The organism is Escherichia sp. E14V7, from assembly GCF_004212225.1.
Classification (GTDB): domain Bacteria; phylum Pseudomonadota; class Gammaproteobacteria; order Enterobacterales; family Enterobacteriaceae; genus Escherichia.
The window spans coordinates 123,031-139,865 of record NZ_RHJJ01000006.1 but is presented as its reverse complement, the minus strand read 5'-3'; the positions used below and the strand labels follow the sequence as shown (position 1 = coordinate 139,865).

The 16,835-nt window shown below is 50.6% G+C and carries 13 protein-coding genes; 8 read left to right on the top strand and 5 right to left on the bottom strand.

All coding sequences use genetic code 11. The features are described from left to right. Positions 1 to 21 precede the first annotated feature (21 nt). The gene (locus D9741_RS07600) at positions 22 to 672 is read left to right on the top strand and encodes a DUF2238 domain-containing protein (protein WP_130216771.1); all 651 of its coding nucleotides are present in this window, start codon (positions 22 to 24) and stop codon (positions 670 to 672) included. Here D9741_RS07600 and melA read toward each other — a convergent pair. Beyond that, entirely contained in the window at positions 669 to 2,024 is a 1,356-nt protein-coding gene (melA, locus tag D9741_RS07595) for an alpha-galactosidase (protein WP_130216773.1), read from the bottom strand. The genes D9741_RS07600 and melA overlap by 4 nt on opposite strands. A gap of 282 nt (positions 2,025 to 2,306) precedes the next feature. On the opposite strand from melA, the gene melR reads away from it, so the two are divergent. From melR to pmrB, 7 genes are all read left to right on the top strand, one after another. Then, the gene (gene melR, locus D9741_RS07590) at positions 2,307 to 3,215 is read left to right on the top strand and encodes a transcriptional regulator MelR (RefSeq protein ID WP_130216775.1); all 909 of its coding nucleotides are present in this window, start codon (positions 2,307 to 2,309) and stop codon (positions 3,213 to 3,215) included. 198 nt (positions 3,216 to 3,413) lie between these two features. After that, complete coding sequence (gene adiA / locus D9741_RS07585) at positions 3,414 to 5,681, top strand: arginine decarboxylase (RefSeq protein ID WP_130216793.1); 2,268 nt, start codon at positions 3,414 to 3,416, stop codon at positions 5,679 to 5,681. Positions 5,682 to 6,014: 333 nt separating this feature from the next. Then, a complete protein-coding gene (gene adiY, locus D9741_RS07580; RefSeq protein WP_130205913.1) occupies positions 6,015 to 6,776 on the top strand; it encodes a DNA-binding transcriptional activator AdiY in 762 nt (253 codons plus the stop codon). Positions 6,777 to 6,912: 136 nt separating this feature from the next. Then, the gene (gene adiC, locus D9741_RS07575) at positions 6,913 to 8,250 is read left to right on the top strand and encodes an arginine/agmatine antiporter (RefSeq protein WP_130216777.1); all 1,338 of its coding nucleotides are present in this window, start codon (positions 6,913 to 6,915) and stop codon (positions 8,248 to 8,250) included. Positions 8,251 to 8,355: 105 nt separating this feature from the next. Next, the gene (gene eptA, locus D9741_RS07570; protein ID WP_130216779.1) at positions 8,356 to 9,999 is read left to right on the top strand and encodes a phosphoethanolamine transferase EptA; all 1,644 of its coding nucleotides are present in this window, start codon (positions 8,356 to 8,358) and stop codon (positions 9,997 to 9,999) included. Then, entirely contained in the window at positions 9,996 to 10,664 is a 669-nt protein-coding gene (gene basR / locus D9741_RS07565; RefSeq protein ID WP_064525700.1) for a two-component system response regulator BasR, read from the top strand. The genes eptA and basR overlap by 4 nt, the downstream gene beginning before the upstream one ends. Next, the gene (pmrB, locus tag D9741_RS07560) at positions 10,665 to 11,765 is read left to right on the top strand and encodes a two-component system sensor histidine kinase PmrB (RefSeq protein WP_165383162.1); all 1,101 of its coding nucleotides are present in this window, start codon (positions 10,665 to 10,667) and stop codon (positions 11,763 to 11,765) included. On the opposite strand, the gene pmrR is transcribed toward pmrB, so the two are convergent. From pmrR to crfC, 4 genes are all read right to left on the bottom strand, one after another. After that, positions 11,741 to 11,830, bottom strand: a complete 90-nt coding sequence (gene pmrR / locus D9741_RS07555) for an LpxT activity modulator PmrR (RefSeq protein WP_074399408.1) — start codon at positions 11,828 to 11,830, stop codon at positions 11,741 to 11,743. The two genes, pmrB and pmrR, sit on opposite strands and share 25 nt — an antisense overlap. 114 nt (positions 11,831 to 11,944) lie before the next feature. Further along, positions 11,945 to 13,447, bottom strand: a complete 1,503-nt coding sequence (proP, locus tag D9741_RS07550) for a glycine betaine/L-proline transporter ProP (protein ID WP_130216781.1) — start codon at positions 13,445 to 13,447, stop codon at positions 11,945 to 11,947. 262 nt (positions 13,448 to 13,709) lie between these two features. Then, the gene (locus tag D9741_RS07545; RefSeq protein ID WP_130216783.1) at positions 13,710 to 14,588 is read right to left on the bottom strand and encodes a diguanylate cyclase regulator RdcB family protein; all 879 of its coding nucleotides are present in this window, start codon (positions 14,586 to 14,588) and stop codon (positions 13,710 to 13,712) included. After that, the gene (gene crfC, locus D9741_RS07540) at positions 14,585 to 16,813 is read right to left on the bottom strand and encodes a clamp-binding protein CrfC (RefSeq protein ID WP_130216785.1); all 2,229 of its coding nucleotides are present in this window, start codon (positions 16,811 to 16,813) and stop codon (positions 14,585 to 14,587) included. The genes D9741_RS07545 and crfC overlap by 4 nt, the downstream gene beginning before the upstream one ends. Positions 16,814 to 16,835: the final 22 nt, after the last annotated feature.

Sequence of the window (16,835 nt, the reverse complement as noted above, 5' to 3'; positions counted from 1 at the left end):
TCCCTGACTTGCGAACTCATCATGATCCGCACACTCAAGCCGTTAATTCTTAACACCGGCGCGCTGGCGCTCACGTTAATCCTGATTTATACCGGCATTTCGGCCCATGACAAACTCACCTGGTTGATGGAAGTGACACCGGTGATTATCGTCGTGCCGCTACTGCTTGCCACCGCCAGACGTTACCCGTTAACGCCGCTGCTCTATACGCTCATCTTCTTTCACGCCATCATCCTGATGGTCGGCGGGCAGTACACCTATGCGAAAGTCCCCATCGGTTTTGAGGTACAGGAATGGTTAGGGTTGAGCCGTAATCCGTATGACAAGCTGGGGCATTTTTTCCAGGGGCTGGTGCCTGCACTGGTGGCACGAGAAATTCTCGTGCGCGGGATGTACGTGCGCGGACGTAAAATGGTAGCGTTCCAGGTCTGCTGCGTAGCGCTGGCGATAAGCGCCATGTATGAGTTGATCGAGTGGTGGGCGGCGCTGGCGATGGGCCAGGGAGCGGATGATTTTCTCGGTACGCAGGGCGACCAGTGGGACACGCAATCCGATATGTTCTGTGCGTTGCTTGGCGCATTAACGACAGTGATATTGCTCGCTCGTCTTCACTGCCGCCAGTTACGGCGCTATGGCTTAATCACCAGAGCGCCGGAAGCGATTACACCTTAGCGGTGCAACCAGCCAGGTAGCCAGTCGCCGTGAGCGGTAATCAGGTCGTCAACCAGGGCATAAATTTCGTCAATGCCCAGCACGGCGGCGGTGTGCGGGTCCATCATTGCGGCGTGGTAAACACGGTCACGATTTTCGGTGAGAATTGCTTCGGTCAGCAGCGTTTGTACGTTGATGTTGGTTTGCATCAGGGCAGCCAGATGCGAAGGCAGTGCACCAACTTTGGTTGGCTGAATACCATTGGCGTCAACCAGACAGGCCACTTCCACACAGCATCCTTGCGGCAGGTTATCAATCAAACCATCGTTACGGACGTTGCCGTAAATCACACTCGGCTCACCGGTCCAGATAGCGTTCATAATCGTGCTGGCATATTCCCGCGACGGTTTAATATCAATCCGGGAGGCGTTCTTATACTCCTCCAGCTCTTTATGCCAGTTCGCCAACTGTTCAACACAGCGTTTCGGGTACTCATCCAGCGGCACTTTATAACGCTCAATCAAATCCTCACGACCTGGCTTAATAAACCACGGCGTATATTCGGCAAAATGTTCTGACGACTCCGTGACGAAGTAGCCCAGCTTTTTGAACATTTCATAGCGCACAATATTCTGGCAGCGAGTATTACCATGAATATTCGGTTTCGGTGCCTGCCCTGCGTCATACGCTGCCAGCAGTTCCGGGTAGAGATTCACGTAACTGCCGTCTGCGGTTTTGCGCTCCAGCTCCAGGTAGAACGCCATATGGTTGATACCAGCGCAACGATAACGCAGCGTGGACGGATCGATATTCAGGTCGCGGGCCAACTCTTCCGCCGTTCCCTGCACCGAGTGGCACAGCCCCACCTGTTTGATATGCGGATAGCGGGCATACATCGCCCAGGTATTCATCGCCATCGGGTTAACGTAATTGAGCATGGTGGCATCGGGGCAAACTTCCGTCATGTCCTCGCAAATCTGCCACAAGTGCGGAATGGTACGTAGCGCACGCATAATGCCGCCCGGCCCCAGCGTATCGGCAATGGTTTGTTCCAGACCGTGGCGCTTACAGACCTCAAAATCAGTCACCGTGCAGGGTTCATAACCGCCAATCTGAAACGCCACCACCACAAAATCGGCGCCCTGTAAGGCTTCTTTCTGTTCGCTGTGGCAGGTGATTTTGCCGCTGGCCCCTGCTGAATCCATCAGCTTGCGCACCACAATGTGCGACTCTTCCAGCCGTGTGGGATCAATGTCCATCAGAGCGATATGCGCCGTTTTCAGCGCCTCACGGTGAAACACATCACCAAGAATATTTTTAACGAAAACTGTCGAACCAGCGCCGATAAATGTAATTTTGGGTGCAGACATCATTCAGATCTCCAGACTTGCTTGAATGTCTTCATCATGGCAGGCGATACCACAGAAAACTTCCGGCTTCCCCGTCGAGCATTCCCATAAACTCAGATCCTGAGTGAAGCATCAGTAAATCTGAGTTTATGGGAATAAATTAACTGAAAAGCAGAGATTTCGGCCTCCTTATCCCAGGACTGTTCCCGCGTCCCTCTGGGTAGAGGGTGAAAACCGTGCTCCCATTCGCAGTCATCCTCACCCACTCATGTCATAATTCTGATAATCCAGGAAAGAGAGCCATCCATGAATACTGATAACTTTATGTGTAGCAGCGATGAAAAGCAGACCCGCAGCCCGCTATCACTGTACTCAGAATATCAGCGAATGGAGATTGAGTTTCGCGCACCGCATATCATGCCCACCAGCCACTGGCATGGTCAGGTCGAAGTGAATGTGCCTTTCGATGGCGATGTGGAATACCTGATCAACAATGAAAAAGTGAAGATCAACCAGGGGCATATCACACTGTTCTGGGCCTGTACACCGCACCAACTAACAGATACCGGAACCTGTCAGAGCATGGCGATTTTTAATCTGCCGATGCATCTGTTTCTCTCCTGGCCGCTGGATAAAGACCTTATAAACCACGTCACTCACGGTATGGTAATCAAATCACTGGCGACACAGCAGCTTAGTCCGTTTGAAGTGCGTCGCTGGCAGCAGGAACTCAACAGCCCAAACGAGCAAATTCGCCAACTTGCTATTGATGAAATTGGCCTGATGCTCAAGCGATTTAGTCTCTCTGGCTGGGAGCCGATTCTGGTCAATAAAACCTCGCGTACGCACAAAAACAGCGTCTCGCGTCATGCACAGTTTTATGTCAGCCAGATGTTGGGCTTTATTGCAGAAAACTATGATCAAGCGCTAACCATCAACGACGTGGCCGAGCACGTCAAACTTAACGCCAACTATGCGATGGGGATCTTCCAGCGGGTCATGCAATTGACGATGAAACAGTACATTACGGCGATGCGCATCAACCACGTTCGCGCGTTACTGAGCGATACCGATAAAAGTATTCTCGATATTGCCCTGACAGCAGGCTTTCGTTCGAGCAGTCGCTTTTACAGTACGTTCGGCAAATATGTCGGCATGTCGCCGCAAAAATACCGCAAACTTAGCCAACAACACCGCCAGACACTTCCCGGATAAAGATGATATCAGTATCAGCCAAAAAAATAGTTTAGCTGTCGATAATAAGCAGTGAAAACAACTTTAGAAATCAATGTAATTGTTTGTTTATAAAAATAAAAAAAACAAAAGCGACTGTTTTTTACTCGCTTTACAGCCTGAAATACCCAGAAGATACTTGCCCGCAACGAAGATTCCTTCATAACCGGGTAAGCAATGATGAAAGTATTAATTGTTGAAAGCGAGTTTCTCCATCAGGACACCTGGGTCGGTAACGCCGTTGAGCGTCTGGCGAATGCCTTAAGCCAGCAAAATGTCACTGTCATTAAATCAACCTCATTTGATGACGGCTTTGCCATTCTCTCTTCAAATGAGGCCATTGATTGTCTGATGTTCAGCTATCAAATGAAACATCCGGACGAACATCAAAACGTCAGAGAATTGATCGGTAAGCTTCACGAACGCCAGCAAAATGTGCCGGTCTTCCTGTTGGGCGATCGGGAAAAAGCCCTCGCCGCAATGGATCGCGACCTGCTGGAGCTTGTCGATGAATTCGCCTGGATTCTGGAAGATACCGCCGACTTTATCGCCGGACGCGCCGTTGCCGCGATGACCCGCTACCGCCAGCAACTGTTGCCGCCACTGTTCAGCGCGCTGATGAAATATAGCGACATCCACGAGTATTCCTGGGCTGCACCGGGCCACCAGGGCGGCGTTGGCTTCACCAAAACGCCAGCCGGGCGTTTCTACCATGACTATTATGGTGAAAATCTGTTCCGTACCGACATGGGCATCGAAAGAACTTCCCTCGGTTCTTTACTTGACCATACTGGCGCATTTGGCGAAAGTGAAAAATATGCCGCGCGCGTATTTGGCGCCGATCGCTCCTGGTCGGTCGTCGTCGGGACTTCCGGCTCTAACCGCACCATCATGCAGGCTTGCATGACCGATAACGATGTGGTGGTCGTTGACCGTAACTGCCACAAATCCATCGAACAAGGCTTAATGCTGACTGGCGCGAAACCGGTCTACATGGTGCCAAGCCGCAACCGCTACGGCATTATCGGGCCAATCTACCCGCAGGAAATGCAGCCTGAAACTTTACAGAAGAAAATCAGCGAAAGCCCGCTGACCAAAGATAAAGTTGGGCAAAAACCCTCTTACTGCGTGGTCACCAACTGCACCTACGACGGCGTATGCTACAACGCCAAAGAAGCACAGGATCTGCTGGAAAAAACCTCCGATCGTCTGCACTTCGACGAAGCCTGGTACGGCTATGCGCGCTTTAATCCGATCTATGCCGATCACTATGCCATGCGCGGTGAACCTGGCGATCATAACGGCCCAACCGTTTTTGCTACCCACTCCACTCACAAACTGCTGAATGCGCTGTCGCAGGCGTCTTACATTCATGTGCGTGAAGGTCGTGGAGCGATTAACTTCTCCCGCTTTAATCAGGCATACATGATGCATGCCACCACTTCCCCGTTGTATGCCATTTGTGCATCAAACGATGTGGCAGTATCGATGATGGACGGCAACAGCGGCCAGTCTCTGACGCAGGAAGTGATCGACGAAGCGGTTGATTTCCGTCAGGCGATGGCGCGGCTGTATAAAGAGTTCACCGCTGACGGTAGCTGGTTCTTCAAACCGTGGAATAAAGAAGTGGTTACCGACCCGGAAACTGGCAAAACCTATGACTTTGCCGACGCGCCGAGCAAACTGCTGACCACCGTTCAGGACTGCTGGGTAATGCATCCAGGCGAAAGCTGGCACGGCTTCAAAGATATTCCGGACAACTGGAGCATGCTCGACCCGATTAAAGTCAGCATCCTCGCACCGGGGATGGGAGAAGACGGTGAACTGGAAGAAACCGGTGTTCCGGCGGCGCTGGTCACCGCCTGGCTTGGTCGTCACGGCATTGTGCCAACCCGCACCACTGACTTCCAGATTATGTTCCTGTTCTCTATGGGCGTAACCCGTGGGAAATGGGGAACTCTGGTTAACACACTTTGCTCTTTCAAACGCCATTACGACGCTAATACTCCGCTGGCGCAGGTGATGCCGGAACTTGCTGAACAATATCCTGACACTTACGCGAATATGGGTATTCACGATCTGGGTGACAAAATGTTTGCCTGGCTGAAAGAAAACAACCCAGGCGCACGGTTGAACGAAGCCTATTCTGGCCTGCCGGTGGCTGAAATCACCCCGCGTGAAGCCTACAACGCGATTGTCGATAACAACGTCGAACTGGTATCCATTGAAAACCTGCCGGGACGTATTGCGGCGAACTCTGTCATCCCGTATCCGCCAGGAATCCCAATGCTGCTCTCTGGCGAAAACTTCGGCGATAAAAACAGTCCGCAGGTAAGCTATTTACGCTCACTACAATCCTGGGATCATCATTTCCCTGGTTTCGAACACGAAACTGAAGGTACCGAAATTATTGACGGTATTTACCATGTGATGTGTGTGAAAGCGTAACCACTATTCCGCTGAAGGCGTAATTGTTTTAATAACATTACGCCGCCTGGCCTGAGGCCTTTTGAGTATGGCAACGTTTTCATAAAAATTGCTGCAAACAAAAATGCCATACTTTTTGCGCGGTCCCACCCCGCGCTTTTTTTTGCCTGTTATTTACACTTTTTCAGCATGTAAAATTTTTTGTACATGAGAAATTACTATAAAAATTTGTAATATTAGTAAAACACGTTATTTTTATGCATGTTTTGATTCGTCATACAATTATATAACCATTTCCCCGTATCGCTCTTCCTGGCGAAAACGGGTCTTTTATTTGCATTCAGGAGTACATGTATGAGGATTTGCAGCGACCAACCTTGTATTGTTTTATTGACTGAAAAAGATGTCTGGTTAAGGGTGAATGGGAAAGAACCTATAAGCCTGAAGGCTAACCACATGGCGTTATTAAGTTGTGAAAATAATATTATTGATGTCTCCTCACTTAATAACACTTTGGTTGCGCATATTAGTCATAACATCATCAAAGATTACCTCCGTTTTCTGAATAAAGATCTCTCAAAAATACCCGTCTGGCAACGAAGCGCCACCCCAGTCCTGGCCTTACCATGCCTGACACTGGACCTCTTTCGCGTCGCTGCTCAACATAGCATGATGCCCGCTGAAACAGAGTCAGAAAAAGAACGCACTCGTGCATTATTATTCACTGTGCTATCACGCTTTCTCGACAGTAAAAAATTCCTTTCTCTTATGATGTATATGTTACGTAATTGTGTAAGTGATAGCGTTTATCAAATAATTGAAAGCGATATTCATAAAGACTGGAATCTTAGTATGGTAGCCAGCTGTTTATGTCTAAGCCCCAGCCTGTTAAAGAAAAAACTGAAAAGTGAAAACACCAGTTATAGCCAAATAATCACCACCTGCCGTATGCGTTATGCCGTAAATGAATTAATGATGGACGGCAAAAATATCTCACAGGTATCACAATCCTGCGGCTACAACAGCACTTCCTATTTTATATCTGTATTTAAAGACTTCTATGGTATGACGCCTCTCCATTATGTTAGTCAGCACAGAGAACATTCTGTCGCCTGATTTATAACCTGAACGAAGAGCTATATTAATAACAGCATCAGCGATAACCCGGTTGAGGATAATTCAACGCGCGAGTGTAGGCGTATGATATGACGTAATTTATTGTCACGAAGCTCGCCTTCGCAGGAGTTTAATTATGTCTTCGGATGCTGACGCTCACAAAGTGGGCTTAATCCCCGTCACCCTGATGGTGTCGGGGAATATTATGGGGTCAGGGGTTTTTCTGTTACCTGCAAACCTGGCCTCGACAGGCGGGATAGCCATATATGGTTGGTTGGTGACGATTATCGGTGCGCTGGCTTTGTCGATGGTCTACGCCAAAATGTCTTTCCTTGATCCCAGCCCTGGCGGTTCATATGCCTACGCGCGCCGCTGCTTTGGCCCTTTCCTCGGGTATCAAACAAACGTTCTCTACTGGCTGGCCTGCTGGATCGGCAATATTGCTATGGTGGTCATTGGCGTGGGGTATTTAAGCTACTTCTTCCCTATCCTCAAAGATCCGTTGGTATTAACCATCACCTGCGTGGTGGTGCTGTGGATCTTCGTTCTGCTTAATATCGTCGGTCCAAAAATGATCACCCGCGTGCAGGCTGTCGCCACTGTGCTGGCGCTGATCCCCATTGTCGGAATTGCAGTATTCGGCTGGTTCTGGTTCCACAGTGAAACGTATATGGCAGCCTGGAACGTGAGTGGTCAGGGTACTTTCGGTGCGATTCAAAGTACCTTAAACGTCACGTTGTGGTCGTTTATCGGGGTAGAAAGTGCTTCCGTTGCGGCGGGCGTAGTGAAAAACCCGAAACGCAACGTGCCTATCGCCACCATAGGTGGGGTATTGATTGCCGCCGTCTGCTATGTACTCTCGACCACGGCAATTATGGGGATGATCCCTAATGCCGCGCTGCGCGTTTCCGCCTCACCTTTTGGCGATGCAGCGCGGATGGCGCTGGGTGATACCGCTGGGGCCATTGTCTCCTTCTGCGCAGCGGCAGGTTGCTTAGGCTCGCTGGGCGGCTGGACACTACTGGCCGGGCAAACGGCGAAAGCGGCTGCCGATGACGGCCTGTTCCCCCCCATTTTTGCCCGCGTTAACAAAGCGGGTACCCCGGTTGCCGGGTTGATTATCGTTGGTATTCTGATGACTATCTTCCAGTTCAGTAGCATCTCGCCAAACGCCACCAAAGAGTTTGGTCTGGTGTCTTCCGTATCGGTAATCTTTACCCTCGTGCCTTATCTTTACACCTGTGCCGCTTTACTGCTTTTAGGTCACGGTCACTTTGGCAAAGCGCGCCCGGCGTACCTGACCATCACGACTATCGCCTTCCTTTACTGTATCTGGGCGGTGGTCGGTTCTGGCGCACAAGAGGTCATGTGGTCATTCGTCACTCTGATGGTAATCACAGCCATGTATGCGCTGAACTACAACCGGATGCATAAAAACCCCTATCCTTTAGATGCACCGATCAGTAAAGATTAAGTCCCCCCTTAATCCAGCAAACGCATAAGCCAACCTTAAGAACTTAAGGTTGGCTTAACTTTGCTTTGCGAACATATGCGCACTTTGTTCGATGGAAACACCGTGATGTTGAAGCGCCTTCTAAAAAGACCCTCTTTGAATTTACTCGCCTGGCTATTGCTGGCTGCTTTTTATATCTCTATCTGCCTGAATATTGCCTTTTTTAAACAAGTATTGCAGGCGTTACCGCTGGATTCGCTGCATAACGTACTGGTTTTCTTATCAATGCCAGTCGTCGCGTTTAGTGTGATGAATATTGTTCTGACGCTAGGCTCTTTCTTATGGCTTAATCGCCCGCTGGCGTGCCTGTTTATTCTGGTCGGCGCGTCGGCGCAATATTTCATCATGACCTATGGCATCGTCATCGACCGCTCGATGATTGCCAATATTATTGATACCACTCCGGCAGAAAGTTATGCGCTGATGACACCACAAATGTTATTAACGCTGGGGTTAAGCGGCGTACTTGCGGCGCTGATAGCCTGCTGGATTAAAATTAAACCCGCCAACTCGCGCCTGCGCAGCGTTCTTTTCCGTGGGGCTAATATCCTGATTTCTGTGCTGCTGATTCTGCTGGTCGCCGCGCTGTTTTATAAAGACTACGCCTCGCTGTTTCGCAACAACAAACAGCTGGTGAAATCCTTAAGCCCGTCTAACAGCATTGTCGCCAGCTGGTCATGGTATTCCCACCAGCGACTGGCAAATCTGCCGCTGGTGCGCATTGGTGAGGATGCTCACCGCGCCCCGTCAATGCAAAATGAAAAACGTAAAAATCTGACCATTTTGATCGTCGGCGAAACTTCGCGGGCGGAGAACTTCTCGCTCAACGGTTACCCGCGTGAAACTAACCCACGGCTGGCGAAAGATAACGTGGTCTATTTCCCCAATACCGCGTCTTGCGGCACGGCAACGGCAGTTTCAGTGCCATGCATGTTCTCGGATATGCCGCGTGAGCATTACAAGGAAGAACTGGCGCAGCATCAGGAAGGTGTTCTGGATATCATCCAACGGGCGGGCATTAATGTACTGTGGAATGATAACGATGGCGGCTGTAAAGGCGTCTGCGACCGCGTGCCTCACCAGAACGTCACTGCGCTGAACTTGCCTGGTCAGTGCATCAACGGCGAATGCTATGACGAGGTGCTGTTCCACGGGCTGGAAGAGTACATCAATAATCTGCAAGGTGATGGCGTGATTGTCTTACACACCATCGGCAGCCACGGCCCGACCTATTACAACCGCTATCCGCCGCAGTTCAGGAAATTTACCCCCACTTGCGACACCAACGAGATCCAAACCTGCTCGAAAGAACAACTGGTAAACACTTACGACAACACGCTGGTCTACGTCGACTATATTGTTGATAAAGCGATTAATCTGCTGAAAGAACATCAGGATAAATTTACCACCAGCCTGGTTTATCTTTCTGATCACGGTGAATCGTTAGGTGAAAATGGCATCTATCTGCACGGCCTGCCTTATGCCATCGCCCCGGATAGCCAAAAACAGGTGCCAATGCTGCTGTGGCTGTCGGAGGATTATCAAAAGCGGTATCAGGTTGACCAGAACTGCCTGCAAAAACAGGCGCAAACGCAGCACTATTCACAAGACAATTTATTCTCAACGCTGTTGGGATTAACCGGTGTTGAGACGAAGTATTACCAGGCTGCGGATGATATTCTGCAAACTTGCAGGAGAACGACTGAATGAAAATTCTAATTGTTGAAGACGATACACTGTTATTGCAGGGATTGATTCTGGCGGCGCAAACGGAAGGCTACGCCTGTGATGGCGTCACAACCGCACGGATGGCGGAACAAAGCCTGGAAGCTGGTCATTACAGTCTGGTGGTGCTGGATTTAGGTTTACCTGACGAAGACGGGCTGCATTTTCTCGCCCGCATCCGGCAGAAAAAATACACCCTGCCGGTGCTGATCCTCACCGCCCGCGACACTCTGACCGACAAAATCGCCGGGCTGGATGTCGGGGCTGACGACTATCTGGTGAAGCCTTTTGCGCTGGAAGAGTTACACGCCCGCATTCGCGCCCTGCTGCGACGCCATAATAATCAGGGCGAAAGCGAGTTGATTGTTGGCAACCTGACGCTGAATATGGGTCGCCGTCAGGTATGGATGGGCGGTGAAGAACTGATTCTGACGCCGAAAGAATATGCTCTGCTGTCACGGTTGATGCTCAAGGCCGGCAGCCCCGTGCATCGGGAAATTCTCTACAACGACATCTATAACTGGGACAACGAACCCTCGACTAACACCCTGGAAGTGCATATCCACAACCTGCGCGATAAAGTGGGTAAGTCGCGCATCCGTACCGTACGCGGTTTTGGCTATATGCTGGTCGTAAATGAGGAGAACTAATTGAATCTGATGCGTTTTCTGCGTCGTCCAATATCGCTACGCCAGCGGCTAATATTGACCATCGGGGCCATTTTGCTGGTGTTTGAGCTGATCAGCGTCTTCTGGCTATGGCATGAAAGTACCGAGCAGATTCAGCTATTTGAGCAGGCGTTACGCGACAATCGCAACAACGACCGCCACATCATGCGTGAGATCCGCGAAGCGGTTGCCAGCCTGATTGTCCCCGGCGTGTTTATGGTCAGCCTGACGCTATTCATCTGCTATCAGGCGGTACGGCGCATCACCCGTCCGCTGGCGGAGTTGCAAAAAGAGCTGGAAGCGCGTACCGCCGACAACTTAACGCCCATTGCCATTCACAGTGCCACCCTCGAAATCGAATCGGTGGTTTCGGCGTTGAACGATCTGGTATCTCGCCTGACCAGCACGCTGGATAACGAAAGGTTGTTTACCGCTGACGTCGCGCACGAACTGCGAACGCCACTGGCGGGGGTGCGTTTGCATCTGGAACTGCTGGCGAAAACGCATCACATTGATGTAGCGCCGTTAGTGGCGCGGCTTGATCAGATGATGGAGAGCGTCTCCCAGTTGTTACAACTGGCGCGTGCGGGTCAGTCATTTTCATCCGGTAATTATCAGCATGTAAAACTGCTGGAAGATGTGATTCTGCCCTCGTATGACGAGTTAAGCACCATGCTCGACCAGCGCCAGCAAACCTTGCTGTTGCCAGAAAGCGCCGCCGACATCACCGTTCAGGGTGATGCAACCCTGCTGCGGATGTTATTGCGAAACCTGGTAGAAAACGCCCATCGTTACAGCCCACAAGGCAGCAACATTATGATTAAGCTGCAAGAAGATGGCGGTGCGGTAATGGCGGTTGAAGATGAAGGGCCGGGTATTGATGAGAGTAAATGCGGGGAGTTAAGCAAAGCGTTTGTACGAATGGACAGCCGTTATGGCGGAATTGGTCTGGGATTAAGTATTGTCAGCCGCATCACGCAGTTACATCACGGGCAGTTTTTCCTGCAAAACCGGGAAGAAACCTCCGGCACACGTGCCTGGGTACGGCTGAAGAAAGATCAGTACGTGGCAAACCAGATATAGAGAAAGCTGCTGACTACCAGCACGCTGAACACGGTAGTTAAACGTTCATAAATACGGTTTTTCATTGCACTCTCCTCCGTTAACCTGGAGGAGAGTATGCGCGCCAGAGATTAAGTGAACCTTAAGAGTTCGGTTGTAGGCCTGATAAGACAGCGTCGCATCAGGCCATCCATTTCAGATTACTCATCAATACGCGGATGTTGCTGCACCAGGCGAGAACGTTTCGCCTGCAAATCAGCAATCTCGTGGTCAATATCCTCGATTTTTTGCTCAATATTATCGTAATGCTCGACAAGAATTTCCTTCGCTTCCTGTAAATCTGACGCTGCTGGCGTCGCACCTTTCAATGGCTGATTCGCCGTCTCTTTCATGGTTACGCCGGTGATTAAACCAACCACCGCCACGACCATCAGATAATAGGCGGGCATCATCAGATCCTGCGAGCTTTCGACCAGCCAGGCCGCCAGCGTTGGCGTCAGACCGGCAATCAGCACCGAAATATTAAATGCCGCCGCCAGCGCACTGTAACGGATATGCGTCGGGAACATCGCTGGCAACGTTGAGGCCATAACACCCGTAAAGCAGTTAAGGATCACTGCCAGCATCAACAACCCGGCGAAAATCAGGCCGATGATATTACTGTTAATCAGGATGAACGCCGGGATCGCCAGCGCAAACAACGCAACACTACCGAGGATCACAAACGGACGACGGCCAAAACGGTCACTAAGCAGCCCCATCACCGGTTGCACAAACAGCATACCAATCATAATGGCGATAATAATCAGCACTCCGTGGTCTTCGGAGTAGTGCAGGTTATGCGACAAATAACTCGGCATATAGGTCAGCAGCATGTAGTAAGTGACGTTGGTGGCAATCACCAGGCCAATACACGTCAACAAACTGCGCCAGTGTTTGGTGGCAATCTCTTTAAACGAGACTTTCGGACCATCCTGCAGACCTTCCCGGTCGCCCTGCTCCAGTTTCTCAACGTGTTGCTGGAAAGCAGGCGTCTCTTCCAGCGCATGGCGCAAGTAAAGCCCGATAATCCCTAAAGGCAGAGCGATAAAGAACGGAATACGCCAGCCCCAGTCGAGGAAGTTTTCTTCACCGACGATGGTCGAAATTAACACCACCACGCCCGCACCCAGCACAAACCCGGCAATAGAGCCGAAATCCAGCCAACTGCCCATAAAGCCGCGTTTACGGTCAGGGGAGTATTCCGCAACAAATATCGACGCCCCGGTATATTCGCCCCCCACCGAGAATCCTTGCGCCATCTTACAGATCAACAACAGAATCGGTGCCCAAATACCAATAGAGGCATAGGACGGTATTAAGCCAATACAGAACGTACTGATCGACATAATCACAATGGTGATCGCAAGGATCTTCTGGCGACCATATTTATCGCCCAACATACCGAAGAAGAGCCCGCCAAGCGGTCGAATCAGAAAGGGAACGGAGAAGGTGGCAAGTGCAGCAACCATCTGCACGCTGGGGTCAGCCCCCGGGAAAAAGACCTTACCTAACGCGTAGGCAACAAAACCATAAACACCAAAATCGAACCATTCCATTGCATTACCCAGCGATGCTGCGGTTATGGCTTTGCGCAGTTTACCGTCATCAATAATAGTGACGTCACGAAGGGTAATCGGTTTTACTTTTTTCCTTTTCAGCATAGCTTTCCTCGCAGAGTAAGCCCATTTCCGCACACGTCAGGCAAATAACGTGGCGCCCGCAAAAGGGAAGCGGGAATTGCAGGGTGCAATCTCTGTAACAAGCGTAGCGGGTTTACTTACACGTTCCGATTAAGAATTGTACAACCAAACCAGTTGACGCCTGAATTGGGCAGTTAATGACCTTTTTACCCTACCAGCGTTTAAATTTGTGATCAACTTCACATATGAATTTCGTTAAACACTCACCAACGTAACTGATTATTTACACGTGATTTACAGAGAAGATTTCCTCGACCATGGCCTCCACCAGACGTTGTGCTGAACAGAGCCGTGGCATCCCTACCGCGACAGTTTGCCAACGTTGGGTCACCGACCAGCAAACGGGCTGTTTATCTGCATCGGACCACTTACCCAACCAACCTAAAAAGTCAGCATGTTCCCCACCGCTTAGAGCTGTCGATGATGTGAACCACTGGTGGTAATAATGACGAGTAGTCGGTGCTGCGTTGATACTTTCAGCCAGATATTGCGTCGCTTTTACGCGCAAATCACCAAGCAACAACGCTGCCGCTTGCGGACTTCCCAGACGGCAGGCATCGCCAAACGCCCCCCAACGCAGTTCTTCCAGAACGATGAAACAACGTCCAGGCAGCGACCAACTGTCATACGCACCGGCATGCCAGCGAGTAAAAATTTGCTCGCTCTGTTCGCCCGCCTGCACCAGCAACCCTCGTTGCGTTAAGGCTTTTTCCTTCCAGTGACAACGAGCGGAAAACCACTCATATAAAGCGGTAATTTGCTGCTGGAGTTCCGGGAAAGCGGATTGTGGGCGGAGATCCCTTTTTTGCAGTAACGCCAGATATTGTGCGATCTGTGTCAACGCCAGATGACCGGGGTCAAGCATTGCCGCCAGTTTTTCCACCAATGCCAGGCGTAGACTAAGCGGCGCATTTAACATTCCGGCATTCGCCCACGTCTGAAGCTGTGTGCGAGCAAGGATCTCCTGCATCAGTCGTTCACGAAACTGCTGCTGATGGGCTTGCGGATGGCGGGTATCATCGCCCAGCGCCAGATCCACTAAAAAGCGGGGATGAACCGACTCCAGCACGCGACCGGGGCCGTCCAGTAATGTCTTTGTCAATCCTGTTCTGCCGTGAAAAGAGTTTGAATATCATCGCGTAACAACTGAGAGTCCGTATAAATCCAGCCGTGTGTTGTTGCAGTCTGCTGCAATTGCTGCTGCATAATTTTCACCACGGATTCATTTTGCTGTCGCAAAGCCAGACTTTCGCGTAAACGCGTGTGTAATTCCGTCAAACATACAGCGAAATCAGCGAAAAATGTGCTCATTCCTGCCGTGACAGAATCATCGACCTGAACCGCTAAAACTTTAGCCATTTGTTGGCAATAGAGGTCAATTTCTTCGGTTAACGTACGTTGTAGCACACTGCAATCAACGGTCTTCGTCGGGGATTTCTCACTACTCCGTCCCCAGTCTGGTTGATTCAACCAGCGCGAGAAAGTCTCACGTACAACACCTAAACGGGTGACCTGCTCATCCGGTATTTCCTGGAGTGACATTGCATCGCTGAATAGCTGACGAGTATTGAAGTGGGGAACCACGCTGCGAAAAACAGGAAACTCAAATCCAGGGCGAAACCCAGACTCACTCAATGCCACTTTAACCCGTTGTTCAATGGGACGAATAACATCGGTTAGTACCCGGCAAAGGGTGGATTCGAGTTCAGCAAAACGCAGCGTGAAATCCCGGCTGATTTGGGTCTGTGCCGTCTGTAACAGTGTCTCGCAGCGAGTACGAATCTCGCTTAATGGCCACGAATCATGTTGAAACAGCACGGCTAACTGGGCATTCACCTGCTCTTGCTGCTGACGTAAAAAGTCGTTGGCTGATGTCAGGGCCAGCTCTATTTCATGTTGAATCTCACCGCTCACCTGCGTCTGATTGAGTTGCAATAGCTGCAAATTTTCTTCGAGTTGGTGGATATTTTGCCGCAATAGCTCGCAGGCGACAGTCAGGCCGTGGGCGCGAAAATCAAGGTACTCCCGCGCCTGCTGGGCGTAATTCAACAATTTATGCGAGGCAGAACGCAGAGCGTACAACGACGCGTTGGCATACGCGGCATGAAGCAACGCCTGCACCGGCTGTTCAAATAACGAGTCTTCCCACAATTGCTCAACTGCATGGCGAATATGGTCGATATCCTCCAGATCCGCGTTACACCAGCGCCTGCCGAGCGCCGCATGAGCAAAATCCTCCACCCAGCGTTGCTGTTGAGGATCGGGCAACCTGCCGCTGCTGGCTAACTCATGGCGCGCCCGATTCGCCAGATAGCCCCACATCGACGATACCGGAAATATCTGCCCTGGCGTAACACAGCCTTTCATCAACGTCCCGGAAATCAGCGCCCGCACCTGTTCGGCATCGTCGCTGTTACGATCCTGCTGATCGAATTTATTGACCAATACATACAGCGGTACTGACTTGCCGACGGCCATAACCGCCGCGCGCACCTCTTCATCGGAGATCGATTTCAGTTGCGTATAATCCATCACCGCCAGCACCGCAGAAGCGCGCGCCAGCTGCTCATTAAGCATTTTTTGCAGATGTGGTTGCCCGGCTTCGTTTGGCCCGGGAGTATCCAGTAATGTTAACTGCCCCGGATAACTTTCCAGCCCCGCCAGATGGACGAACTCCACTTCAATCACCGGAATATGTTCAATGGCGGCGTAAGCAGAAAAAGGAAAATCAACGTCCAGCGCTTTCGCCATGCGCACCAAATCATTCAAACTTTTCAGACAATGAAAAATAGGCTGGGCGCCCAGGTAATATTTTTCGAAAGCGACGCCATTTTCGATCCGCTGCATAAGTGCACGCATATCTTTATCTATTTCCAGCAGATCGGTCAGATGCTTAATATCGTAATCACGCAGGCGCTGTTGTAATTGTTGGATTAAACGGTCAATTGGCGCGACATGTGAAAAATGCAGCACGGGTTCTTTTTGCCCCGGCGTATGGCGAATAAGCGTTGGCAGCGCAGTCATAGGGCGATTGCGATTAGGAAGAACTTCAGTGCCAACAATGGCATTAATGGTGGTTGATTTCCCTGCTTTCATTGTGCCGACAATCGCCAGCACCATTTCCAGACGGGAAATTTTACGCAGCTCATTATTCAGCATCGCGTGGCGCTCGACGATATTATGCTGACTCCAGGGTAAAGTCAGAGGCGGCGCCACTTCTCCAGGTACAGTGAGAGGCATTTTTTCCAGTAACTGCAACTGTTGTCGGGAAAGCAGTAACAGACGTTCCGCCTCCTGACTTAACTCATATATTGTCTGTGTGCACATGGAAAGTTCTTCCTTAAAGCAA

Coding starts and splice junctions, on each gene's coding strand:
- D9741_RS07600 (WP_130216771.1), top strand. CDS start 22: ATGATCCGCACACTCAAGCCGTTAATTCTTAACACCGGCGCGCTGGCG.
- adiC (WP_130216777.1), top strand. CDS start 6,913: ATGTCTTCGGATGCTGACGCTCACAAAGTGGGCTTAATCCCCGTCACC.
- eptA (WP_130216779.1), top strand. CDS start 8,356: ATGTTGAAGCGCCTTCTAAAAAGACCCTCTTTGAATTTACTCGCCTGG.
- basR (WP_064525700.1), top strand. CDS start 9,996: ATGAAAATTCTAATTGTTGAAGACGATACACTGTTATTGCAGGGATTG.
- adiY (WP_130205913.1), top strand. CDS start 6,015: ATGAGGATTTGCAGCGACCAACCTTGTATTGTTTTATTGACTGAAAAA.
- melR (WP_130216775.1), top strand. CDS start 2,307: ATGAATACTGATAACTTTATGTGTAGCAGCGATGAAAAGCAGACCCGC.
- crfC (WP_130216785.1), bottom strand. CDS start 16,813: ATGTGCACACAGACAATATATGAGTTAAGTCAGGAGGCGGAACGTCTG.
- pmrR (WP_074399408.1), bottom strand. CDS start 11,830: ATGAAAAACCGTATTTATGAACGTTTAACTACCGTGTTCAGCGTGCTG.
- proP (WP_130216781.1), bottom strand. CDS start 13,447: ATGCTGAAAAGGAAAAAAGTAAAACCGATTACCCTTCGTGACGTCACT.
- melA (WP_130216773.1), bottom strand. CDS start 2,024: ATGATGTCTGCACCCAAAATTACATTTATCGGCGCTGGTTCGACAGTT.
- adiA (WP_130216793.1), top strand. CDS start 3,414: ATGAAAGTATTAATTGTTGAAAGCGAGTTTCTCCATCAGGACACCTGG.